General features: G+C 64.5%; 5 protein-coding genes. 4 read left to right on the top strand and 1 reads right to left on the bottom strand.

What is annotated here, in order from left to right; all coding sequences use genetic code 11:
• Positions 1-76 precede the first annotated feature (76 nt).
• Positions 77-406, bottom strand: coding sequence for a hypothetical protein (locus NLR35_RS03200; protein ID WP_257165092.1), 330 nt, complete (start codon positions 404-406; stop codon positions 77-79).
• Between the two features lie 19 nt (positions 407-425).
• Here NLR35_RS03200 and NLR35_RS03195 point away from each other — a divergent pair, with 19 nt between their 5' ends.
• From NLR35_RS03195 to NLR35_RS03180, 4 genes are all read left to right on the top strand, one after another.
• Positions 426-2,078 carry a hypothetical protein gene (locus tag NLR35_RS03195; RefSeq protein ID WP_257165091.1) on the top strand — a complete coding sequence of 551 codons (1,653 nt, stop codon included), beginning with the start codon at positions 426-428 and terminating at the stop codon, positions 2,076-2,078.
• A gap of 25 nt (positions 2,079-2,103) precedes the next feature.
• The gene (locus tag NLR35_RS03190; RefSeq protein ID WP_257165090.1) at positions 2,104-3,198 is read left to right on the top strand and encodes a phosphatase PAP2 family protein; all 1,095 of its coding nucleotides are present in this window, start codon (positions 2,104-2,106) and stop codon (positions 3,196-3,198) included.
• A gap of 8 nt (positions 3,199-3,206) precedes the next feature.
• Entirely contained in the window at positions 3,207-5,381 is a 2,175-nt protein-coding gene (locus NLR35_RS03185) for a hypothetical protein (RefSeq protein WP_257165089.1), read from the top strand.
• Positions 5,382-5,618: 237 nt separating this feature from the next.
• Positions 5,619-12,227: a hypothetical protein gene (locus NLR35_RS03180; protein ID WP_257165088.1), complete on the top strand. Its 6,609-nt coding sequence runs from the start codon at positions 5,619-5,621 to the stop codon at positions 12,225-12,227.
• Positions 12,228-12,235 lie beyond the last annotated feature (8 nt).

Here is a 12,235-nt window from a genome sequence, read left to right as displayed (position 1 = left end):
GTCGTCGTGGCGTGAGTTAAGTGTGAGTTAGCAATACGAGCTGTACCTGGATGCCGAGGAAGAAAAGATCCTCGACTCATTGTTGAAGGTCGTGCTGGCTGATGCGGTCGACGAGCAGAACCAGCCAGTGAAGGATTGCCCGCTCCGACGCCTGAAGATCCGATCGATTGCCGAGCTGAACGACCGTCGGGCGAAATTCGGTCCAGCGGTGATAGAACTCGATCAGGTCGCGCGGCTCCGGCGGCCCTTGGCCGGCCGGGTCGGCGTCTGCGTCATTTCCCTCGGATCGGCCCATGCGAACACGATAGTCCGGCTGTTCGGGTTGCAGGGCGTGAAAAATACGTGAAGCAGCTTGGAGGCTCGCCGGCTTGGTGCTAGCCTGACTGCGTTTATTGCTGATAGGCATTTTTTGGCGGAATTTCCTCGTGAAGTTGGCGCGCCTCGAGATCAGTCTTTTTGGAGCGTGCGTGGTGCGATCCACGCAGCCGGGCGGCTTTGAGATCAGCGGCGCCAAGCACAAAGCGTTGTTCGCACTTCTGGCGACAGCGCCGTTCGGCCGCCGCACCCGCGCGTTTCTCCAGGAGACGCTGTGGGGCACAGCCTGCTACGATACCGGGCGGCAGAGCCTCAGGCGCGCGCTATCTGATATCCGACATATCATGGGAGACTGCTTCGCGGACGTGCTCTCCAGCACCAACAGCGAACTGTCACTGGACATGTCGCGCGTCTCGTTCATCGGACGCCCCGGCGCCGGCGAGTTCCTCGAAGGTATCAATTTACGTGAGGAGGGCTTCAATCGCTGGCTTGCTGCGATGCGGCTCGATCCTCAACAGATCTATGGTCTGTTCAGCACCAGGTCGCAGCCACCGCCGCCGCCGATCCTGCCGCTGATCGCCGTGCTGCCCTTCCGAACTCTCGGCTCGGGCCTCGACGGGCAGGGCGATGCCTGGCTCGGCGACTGGCTGGCCGAGGAGGTCTGCCGTTCGCTCTCGCGATCCAACCTGATCTCGGTCATTTCGCATTGGTCCAGCCGGGCACTGGACCAGCGCCGCGTCGACATTGCCGCAGTCCGCTTGCTGTTGGCGGCGGACTATTGCGTCATCGGGACATCCCGCGTGACCGGCGACGAGATCGTGCTCGATGCGGATTTTCTCGACGCGGCGTCGGGACGCATCCTGTGGACCCGGCAATTCACAGGTCCGGCCAGCGACTTCCTCAACCGTTCCGCCGAGGGCATCGCGCAGATCGTCCGCGCGGTCGGCCGCTCGATCGCCGACGACGCCATGGTGCATGTCGCGGGGCGCAAGGTCACGGACCTTGAGGATCACCGTCTCCTGGTCGCGGGTGTGAGCCTCATGCACCGGCCCGCACTGCGTGACTTCGCCCGCTCGCGGGAACTGATCGAGGAGGCCAGGCGGCGGGCGCCGAACGCAGCTGAAGTCCATGCGTGGTTTGCCAAATGGCACGTGCTCAGCGTCTTCAACCGATGGAGCAGCGATGCCGGGCGGGACACCCAGGTCGCCATCGACAGCACCGCCCGGGCGCTGGACATCGACCCGGAAAGCGCGTTCTGCATGACCATTGACGGCTTCGCTCACAATAATCTGCTGCGTCGCATGGACATCGCGGCGGCGCGCTATGACGCCGCCCTGCAGCGCAACCCCAACGACTCGCTGGCGTGGCTGATGAAGGGCGCGCTGCTCGCCTTCTCCGATGAGCCCGCCGCCGCGGTCGCCGCGGCCGAGAAGGCGCGGCGTCTCTCGCCGCTCGACCCGTTCCAGTACTACTACGAATCCCTGAGCGCGACGGCGCTGGTCGCCGCGGGACGCTATCAGGACGGTCTGGATCTGGCGGAGCGCTCGCTCGCCCGGCACGATCGCCATACCTCGACGCTCAGGACCAAGATCGCGGCGCTGCACTATCTCGGACGCGATGGCGAGGCACGCGACGTCGGGCGCGAGATCATGCGCCGCCAGCCGGACTTTACTGTCGATAACTATCTTCGAATGCACCCGGCCGGAGCCCACGAGAGCGGCCGCAGGATTGCAGTCGCCTTGCGCGCAGCCGGGATACCTTGACGCAGACTAAAAAGGAGCGGTGCTGATGTCTCAGATGGGGGGATTTGGTGGGTTCGGAGGCTTCGGCGGGTTCGGAGGATTCGGCGGTTTTGGAGGCGCCGGCAATCTCAACGTGACCGGGCTCGGATCATTCCTTGGAGCAGGTGCCGATCCTGCTTATGATCCGCTGCTCGTGCAGGGCCTGCAGATTACCGAGCAGGCGATCACGCATGTCGCCAACGGCGGAGCAGAGCCGGGTCATCCGCAGGAACTGCGCTTCTCGAGCGCCGGCAACATGGGTCTCTGGGCCGATTGGGTCCGGGCGTCGCTCTACCTCACGGACTTCATGCGCGACTTCAACTGGTCGGTCGGCGGGCACGACAAGTGCGTGTCACTGAGCTATGGCGGGGACAGCTTCTATACAGTTCACAGGCCGGATATCGGCGTCTTCGAACGGCAATTGAAGCTGATGCGCAATTATCTCGATCAGCGCCCGGATCGGACGCCGGAGATCCTGACCCAGCTCGGCTTTCCGACTCCCTATTTCGTGATGCTGCTCGGGCTGCAGACCGGCACGAACAACCATACGTTCGAGCTGATCACCATCACCCAGGTCATCGCCGCTCACGTCGCGATGGTCGTAAAGCATCACCTGGCCTGCCGTCGTCCCGACCGTATCGGCCATCAGGTGATGCCCATGATCCCGACGCCGGCGCATGGCAGCTTCCCGAGCGCCCATGCCACCGAGGCGTTCGCCGTCGCCGAGGTGCTCAACGGCCTGGTCGAATTCCAGAGCGGGCACTACGGCGACTACAAGAAGCGACAGGCCCTGATCAGCAAGCTCGCCGAGCGTATCGCCGTCAATCGGACGGTGGCGGGATTGCACTTCCCGATCGACAGCTGGGCGGGTGCGGTCCTCGGTCGTGCCATCGGGCAGATCGTGCTGGCAAAATGCGGTCGCGGCGACGAGGTGCAAGGCTACAGCTACGACGCCCATGACGCCGATTTCTCCCTCGCGGAGTTCGCAAAGGGAGCTAACGATATCGGCGTCAAGAAGGTGGATCCATGCAGCGTCTCATCAAGCGACTTGTTTCGCTGGTTGTGGGACAGGGTTTGCGACGAATACACGTTCGCGAGATAGGACACGCCATGACCGCGGGTGATATCCAGACCGAGGACGCGCAGCGCCTCGATCAAATTCGGATCTATCTCAGCCCCTATGAGAAGTGGAATTTTGGCGAGGGAAAATGCTACTCGTTTCCCGCTATCCGACATGATGCCGAGTTCATTACGGCGCTCGCGGAGTTCCCCGAACCTCGATCCAAACTCGGCGCTTCAGGCCAATCGCGGCGAGCGTGGTATCCGACGTTGTGGTCGGACTATAAGCTCTCATTTGTACCATTCGTCGTGCGCAAGCCGCTCGAGCCCATCAAGAATGTCGAGGTCCTCGCGAAGACGCTCGGAGTGGGATTGCGGGAGTTGTTGGGGCCGGGAGTCGACAAGATCGAAAGGGCTCGTGCGCGGATCGCATTCCCAGTGCAGCCGCGGGCGATGCACAGCAAACAGGGGCAGAAGCCGTCGGGTCCAGACTGGCAACCCGACGCAGGGCTGCCCGGTCGGATTGGAACGGAGAGGCGGATCACGATCCTGGCCGTCATCGACGACGGCCTTCCCTTCGCCCATCGCAACTTCCGGGATGCGAGCGGAACGCGAACGAGAGTCGAGTTCTGCTGGTTGCAGGCTGCCGACGCCCTCGAACAGCAGGCGAGCGTCCTGTTCGGTCGCGAATATGTCCGCAGCGAGATCGATAAGTACATCACTCAATATGGCGACGACGAGGATACGCTCTATCGAATGGCAGGAGCAACGAGCGATGCCGATGAGTTGGGGAGCCTGATCGATCGCCACGCGACCCACGGCGCCCACGTCATGGATCTTGCGACGGGCTACGCGCCTGAGCGGGATGAGATCCCTCCGGAGGAGATACGCATCATCGCCGTGCAACTGCCGAATACCATCGCCTGGGACACCTCGGGTTTCGGCAAGGACATGTACATGCTATCGGCGCTACACTACATCTTCGAACGCGCTGACCGTATTGCTGCTGGTTATGGGATCGATCGGGCGCGGCTGGTGATCAACTTCAGCTACGGCTTTTCCGGCGGCCGGCATGATGGCGGCACCGAGCTCGAGGCTGCGCTGGACGAACTCGTCACGTTGCGTCGCAAGGAAGCAAAAAGTCCCACCGCGCTCATTCTCCCGGCGGGCAATACGTTTCTCGATCGGCTGCACGCTCGCGTCAGAGAAGAGGATTTGAAAACCGGTGAGGCGAAGTTGTATTGGCGGATACAGCCGAACGATCGTACGCCGAGCTATCTTGAACTCTGGTTCGCATGCGGTTTCGATCCCAAGGGGTATACCATCGAGCTGTACGATCCGCGGGGGAGACACGAGACCATTTCAGTGACTCCCGATGAGGAGATGAAGAAGAACGAGGGGGACCCGAGGCGGGAAGTGAGCCTCAGGAATGAAGGTGGCAAGCCGATCGGCCAGATCAGTGCTGATTATCACCGCCGGGACTGCTGGCGCGTGCTTCTCATCGTGGCGCCCACGGAGCCCGACGATCAGACTCTGCCGGGCATCGAGGCCGGCAAATGGACCATCGTCATCAAGCGAGACGGGACTGCCGCACCGCTCGATCGTCCGATCGAGTGCTGGATCCAGCGTTCGGCGGATCCCGAGAGCCTGCGCTCCGGCAGCCGGCAGAGTTATTTCGATCACCTCGACGACATCCGCTACTCGGATCAAGGCGACCTGAAGGAGACCGATACCGACAATTGTGCCGTGCGGCGGTTCGGCAGTCTGAACGGGCTGGCGACGGGAACGACAGCTCTCGTCGTGGCCGGCTACCGGCTCGCCAACGGATTGGGATCGTCCCTCAAGGAGGTTCGTCCCGCCCGCTATAGTTCGGCCGGGACGGAGAGCACGAGCCAGATCGCGCGGGGCATCGACTGCGCGTCCATGTCCGATCGCTCACGGGTGCTTCCGGGGACGTGGGCTGCCGGCGTGCGCAGCGGCTCCCTGTCGCTGGTGCAGGGAACCAGCACGGCGGCTCCGTTTGTGGCGCGTCAACTCGTCACGACCTTTGTCACGGCGACTGACGAGGCTGTCGCGACGGCTGAGGGCCACAACTATCTCGGCCTGCTGTGTGGCGACACGAGTCCCCAGGACCCGCAGACGACAACGCGGCTTGGCGCGGTGCGGGTCGAGCCGCATTGGCAGCCCGGCCTCGATCCGAAGCCGTCCAAAGTCAGCTCCGCGTGAGCGTTTCAATTCACGCTTATCTCACGCACGAGATTCTCTTCCCCTTGGTAGTCTCTCCTTAAGCGCACAGATCTGTTGCGCCCGACGTCACAGCAAGCCTGGGCGGTTGTTGGCCTGTGTTGGCGCTGGCGGGCGACCCGGCTCCTGATCGTTTTGGGAACGAGGCCACGGCCGCGCGACGTTCGCCGAAGGCGTAGGCAGACGCAGCGATCAGTCGTGCGTCCGAGGGAGGTAGGCATGGCGAAGCTGGCGGCGCGCTTCCTGAAAGTTCAAGACGAGCATCTGGTGGAGGTGACGCGCCTCTTGATGGATGATGGCGGACACGCCGTCTTCAGGCCCGCGATCGCGCTGCCGTTCTCGTTTGCGGTCGTCGAATTGTTCGATGGAAGCGAGGACCGGCGCCGCCTGCGGCTGCGCGGGATGTCTGGACTTCTCGATCACGGCGACGGCGGCGGGCTGGAGATGCAGCTCGGTGTGCCGTTTCCAGCGGTCGTGTTCGCAGCTATTCCACCCAGCAAGACCGATATCGGCCCGGACTTCGTTTGCATGATCGGCATGAGGTTCGCGCCGGGGCTGTTCGGCGCTGACGGTTCGCTGCGTGTCGATCACTATCATCTGGAATACCGGACGTGGAATCCGGGCGGCGGCGCTGGCGACGCCCCGCCTCATGACGAGGCGCACTATCAGGATGCGGCGGGCAACCCCAGGCCGATTTCGCTCAAGCAGCTGACGGAGCGGGCCGCGGACCGCAGTGTCGAACTCGGCATCTTCGGGACCAACGCCGGCATCGATCTCACGGGGGGCGACTATCCGCTGCTGGCGGACCTCTTCCGCAACGGGGGACGGATCGAATTCCAGGATCGCAGTGCGATTCCGCCGCAAGACTCTCCGGATTTCAAGTTCGACAAGCCGCGCGCGGTCGGTGTGAAACCCATCGCTCTCAGATCCACGGCGCAGGACGCGGCTTCGACATCCTGCTCCTTGGCCGCAGTCGTCGATATCGGCCCAAAGGCGGGAGCAGTCGGTCAGGCTGATCTTCGGCTCGACGATTGTCTGCTCGCAACGGGCACCAGTGTTCGCGATCGTATCTCGATCGAACTGATCCAGGATGGCGCCAACGATGGTTTGCTGGGCGTGGGCGTTCCCCGCGACCCCAACCGTTACTGTTGGTATGTGCGCGCGCGCCCGGTGCCGGCCACGATCTTCTCCACGATCTGGAACGAGCGGATCGCTAGGCCCTACCTCGACGCTCTGCGCACCACCGATGACGCTCGCGACCTTTCCTTCGTGCCGTTGCTGGAGAACATCGGGCCGGTCACGCCGGGCGGGACGCTGCCGGCCTTCGACCTCGCCTTCGATCTCGTGCAGCAGCGGCAGGACCGCAAGGCATCCCGCCTGTCGTCTCCCGTATTGATCGGCTTTCGCCCTCACGAAGCCGAGCGCACCGAATTCGCCGCTGATGCGATCTTTCCCGGTCTGATCAACCATGACGGCAACATGGTGCGGCGCCGGCTGAAGGTGATGATCGAACGCCAGCCATTGAACGAAAGCTTCGAGTGGTTCGACATCGCGCAGCGCAAGCCCGGCAGCCAGCCGACCGTCGTGGTCACGCTCGAAACAATGGAGGGTCTGACCTCCGGGCTCACCGGCGGCAAGGTGCGGCTCGGCGCGCTCGACCTCGATGTTCCCGATGCAGCGAGCGGCGAGCAGGGGCAGATCCGAATCCGCTACAACGTGACTTTCGATCCGGCCGATCCGACACGCGGCGGTATGCTGGGAGCCGAGAAGGATCCGAAGGGTGTCGCCGGCCGCGCCCGTCTGCCACGTCGCGGCGAGGCGCTGCCACGCATCGCCGCTCGCATCGACCGGTTCGATCTGCATGGGGCATTGCCCGGGTCTCAGGATCCGGTCCCCGATGCCGGGCGGGCCTTCGATGCCGTCCTCGACGAACTCGCGCGTGCGCCAGCCCAGGCAGTGGGTTCGCCGGATCCGCGGCAGCTGCAGATTCAGCGTGAGAAGCAGATCGCAGCAGATCTGCAGCGCGAGGCCGCGGTGGTCCTCATCGATGACGCGCCTGCGCCGTCCGCTGATACGCCATTCTTTCTTCATGGCGAGGAGGTCACGCGCACCAACCGCAATCGCCGCCTCAGCCTGACGCTGCACCGGAGGGCCGCAAAAACGCGAGCTGAGGCTTACCGAACCATCGTGATCGATCGTGAGCCGATGACGGTGGCGCTGATCGATGTTCCCGCGTTCGAGCTCGACAGCGAGGATGTCGCGGAGAACGACGGCGAGATCGCCAACTGGCAGACATCCGAACTCGCAGGCTCGTACTGGGACATCGCCAGGATTTCAGACGGCTTCGATCTGTTTCTGCCGCCGCAGGCCACTGGAGAGGCCGCTGAAAAAGGCCATCCATGGCCGACGATTTCGCCGCGCGGCTCTGAGCAGACGATCGATTTCCGGCTCGGCACCGCAGCCAGGCTGCGCCTGCGCTCGTCCTACTTCAAGCAGCGCTATGCCGAGGCGCCCTGGAATCTGCGCCGTATCCTGGGCTATGCCGGGCAGCGCGCGCCAGGCGCCGGCCTCGACACCGCACGTTTCGAGTTTCTCTACGGATTGGCGTCGCGCTTGACGGCTCCGTCGCTGCGCCTCGCTGAGCTCGGCTCGCGCATTGGCGGCGTGCGTGATCCGCTTCCGGCGCGTCCGCGCGGGATCACGCGGTCGCTGCTCGACGGCACGGAAACGAAAGCCGGCACATCGCTGCAGCCGCTGGTCGAAGCGGAGCTGTATGACCGTTTTCGCGACGTGTCGGCGTCCTTCACCAAGGCCTGGAACACCCGCGTCGGCGTGTTCGAGGCCTATCGCGACGGCCGTGATGAGCCGCTGTCCGTCGAGGATCAGTCGCCCGACAAGGTCGCGTTCGTCCTGCGTGTCCCCGGAGCGGAGGCGAGCCCTGCGGACCTCGATCCGGAGCCGTGGAATCCAGACAGTGGCTCGACGAAGCTGAAGGGCGGCGCGACCTGGGGATTCGAATCGAAGAACATCCACGCTGAGGTGATCGCCAGGCCTTCAAGCACCCGTGGCCAGATCATCAATCCGTCCTTCTCGGCCCTGGGGGGCTCCGGCTTCGTTCGGGCGTTCTTCGCCAACGGCAAGACGCGCATCGTGTCGGACGCCAGCTTCGGCCGGACACATACTTACGCAATCGAGCGGATCGGCCGGATCGCGCGGCATTGGAATGTCGCCAAGCACGTCATCGTCTACGAGCGCACCGTGCTGCCGCCGGATCAGTTCGCCGCGCAGCAGGCGGGTCAACATCTCGGCCGGCCGGTGCTGCGCAAGGTGCGCGAATATGTCGACATCCTCGAGCCCGAACGGCGGTTTCCGGAGGCCGGCACCAACCTGAAGAAGCGGGCCTTGTATGAAGCCTGCGTGTTCCGCACGTTGCGGATTCCGGTCGACAGCCGCTGGGGGCACGACGTCCCGGATGGTTGGATCGTGCCGCTGTGGCACGAGGGTGAGGACCCGGATATCTATCCGAAGCCGGACATCCGCCTTCATTGCACCGGTGCTCACACCGATGCCGCCGCGGTGATCGCGGCGCGGAGCGCCAAGCCGCAGCAGTTCGTTTTCTTCACCTCGACACGTCCAGAGGATGGCGACAATCCCAATCTCTGGCCAGCACGTGAAGGCGTCGATTTCGACAACCGGCCGCCGCCCGCGCCGGCGGGGACGCCGGGTCTGGATTCCGGCGACCCGGACGCTCCGGCGGCAGACGACATCATGCACGACCCGCTGCATGAGGGCGGGACCTTCGACATCGACAGCGACGGCGCTGCGGCCAATCTGGTGGCGACGCGCGCCAGCGGTGAACCGATCGCGGCCGTGCTGCAGACCATCACGGTCTCGCGTGGACAGCCGACCGGCGTGTCGGGCGGCGCGGCGGGCCAAGCCCTCGCCCTGCGCCAGGAGCTCGAGCGAATCCTTGCCGAGGCGCGCGGGCTGGACGCGATGCTGGACGGAGTGCTGTCGCAGAGCTGCGGCGTCCTCGGCAATCTGCTCCGCGTCGTCGGCAAGAGCGAAGCCGAGATCGAGGCCGCCCTGAATGTGGAGATCGATCGGCTTGGCGCCATCAAGCCGGTCATTCACCGCGAGGCCGCCAAGGTGCGCGACGCGATCAACGCGGCGGTCGCTCGTGCCAAGGCAAATCTCGCGGCAGCCAGATCCGGATGGACCGACGCGGCGGATGTGGTGGAAGCTCGTCTCAAGCGGGACATCGAGAACGCGCTTCTGTCGCGTCTCGATGGGCTGGGGAAAGACCTCGAAGCGGTAGTCTCGCGCGTCGATGAGTTCCTCGCTTCCGACGCCCCCGCGCAAACAGCCGAGGTGCTCGCTCGGCGCATCGAGGAGACGCTGGCTCCGGTCCGTCTCACCATCTTCAGTGCGCTCAATGTGGTGGGAGAAGCGCTCGGGCGGCTTGATCAGAGCATCGCGACGTTCCGCGCCGAGATCGGTGCCGCGCGCGACGTCGTCGAACAGGACGGAGCTGTCCTCAAGAGCAGGATCGGCGCGCTGGCGACGCCGGCGGATTTCCATTCGCTGGTCACGCTCTATGAAAGCTATCACGCCAAGGCGCTGACGACGCTTGATGCCGTCGACAAGGTCGCGCGACGCGGCCTGCCGCGGGAGATCAAGGATCGCAAGCTGTTTGCGGCGGGGACCAAGACGGTCCTCACGATGCTCGCGGACCTCCGGACCGGCCTCGTCCAGCTTCACGATGCCGCGCTCGGAGAAGTCGCGCGCAGCAGCGCATCGATCGAGAGCGCAAAGGCCGTGATCAATCGCGCCATCGGCGACACGGTCGCGCGCCTGAGCGGGACGGCCTCCGCCATGCAGGCTGTGACGGATGTAGCTGCGGGGCTGACGGCCGACGCCGAGGCGGCGCTCGGGGATTTCCGGTCGGGCCTGCAAGCGGATTACGACGGCACCATGGATCGCATCCACGAGATCTGCCGCACAACGGCATCCGGTGTCGGCGCGATCAAGGACGGCGTGAGAAAGGCGCTACGCGACTTCGCAACCCGCGCCGGCCACCTGAAGAGCAGGGTCCATCAGGCCGCCGATCAAGTCCTGAAAGCCATTGCAGGATTGCTCGACGAGGTCGGTGTCGAGATCGGAGCTCAGGAGCAGAAGCTCGACGCCGCGCTCGATGAGGCCGCAACGGCGGCCAGGACGACGATCGGGACTCTGGAAGCAACGCTCGTCGCAGCCGTCGACGATGTGATAGCCAGGTTGAAGGGACAGGCCGGCAGCCTCGCCGGCGCGATCGCCGACGCATCGGACCGGATCAGGCAGGGCGCCGCCGACCTGGCGCAGGGCCTTCGGGACAAGGTTCCGCCTGATCTTGCCGATGACGTCCGCGTGCTCGAGGAGGGCTACAAGCACTTGTCGAACGCGCCGAGCTTCCAGAACCCGAGCGAGACGCTCGCTCTGATCCGCGCCGCCGGCTCGGCGCCGATCCTGCCGAACCTGAAATTCAACCGCGAGCGCATCGCATACTTCTTCGACGATGCGCGGGAGGCGGTGCAGAGCTCGCCGGTGGTCGGGCTCATGAACCGCATGGGGGACGATCTCAAGGCGCTCGGCATCCGCGTGCCGACCAACGAGTTTCTCGACCGGCTGATCCCCAAGGGCATGGAGAACTATGACTTCGGGAAGCTATTTCCGGATCTCGGCGGGTTGAAGCTCGACGGCCTGTTCAAGAACATTCGCCTGCCGTCGCTGAATGACAATGTGAAGGTGACCCACGGCTTCGACAAAGCAAGCCTCACCGCATGGGCAAAGGCGGAGGCGAGGGCGCCGTTTCCGAGCCGATCGGAGGTGTTCGAGATCGGCCCGCTCAAGCTGTCGGCTGTCGGAGCGCGCTTCGATGCCCTGGCCGACCTTGCGGTGGGGCTCGATGGCATCACTCGGCGCACCACCAAAGGTGAGGTGGTGGGAGATTGGGAGCTCGCCTTCAGCGGCACGCCTCTGGTGACGCTGGAGCAGACCCGCGTTTTCTTCGAGAATGGACAGGGCCTCAACGTCGATATCGATCCGACCCGCGTCCGCCTCGACAAGGCGATCAAGTTCCTGTCCGACCTGATCAAGTCGTTCAGCGAGCCGAACTCCGGCTTCTTTATCGAGATGCTGGAGGATGGCGGCACGCCGTCGGGACTGGCGGCGCGCATCGAGCTGCCATTGCCCCCGCTGTCGTTCGGCGCCTTCTCGGTGACGGGCCTGCGCTTCTCGGCCTCGTTCGAGCTGCTGATGATCAAGGGCAGCGGCGGGCGGCGCGGCGACTTCGCGCTGGGCACCACGCTGGCGCTCGGCCGCAAGAGCGAGCCGTTCGTGCTGCGCGTGTGGATCCTGGTCGGCGGAGGCTGGCTCGAGACCAGCGCGAGATATTCCCCGTCCTCGGGCCGGCTTCTCAGCCATGTGTCGGTGGGACTGACGGCCGGCCTCGGACTCGACTTCGCCTTCGGCCCGTGTCGCGGCTTCGTCTATGTGATGGTGGGAGCCTATGTCGAGTTCGACAGCGGCGGCGGCTCGAGTTTCTCGATTGCGGTCATCTTCCTGGTGCGCGGCGGCATCGTCATCCTCGGCCGCTTCAACATCGGCCTCTATCTGCTGCTCGAGCTCATCTATCAGAACGACGGCTCGGTGATCGGACGCGGAACGATCGAGGTCAGCTTCAAGATCTGCTGGTGCTGCGAAATCAAGGTTCGCCAGGGCGTGACCTATTACTTGAAGAAGGGCAGCGGCGCCACGCAGTCCGGACAACATCTCGATCATTTCGCCTGACCGGAGCG

Origin of the sequence: Bradyrhizobium sp. SRS-191, assembly GCF_024586915.1 — a bacterium.
Lineage (GTDB): Bacteria > Pseudomonadota > Alphaproteobacteria > Rhizobiales > Xanthobacteraceae > Bradyrhizobium.
This window is presented reverse-complemented; position numbering and strand designations above follow the sequence as displayed.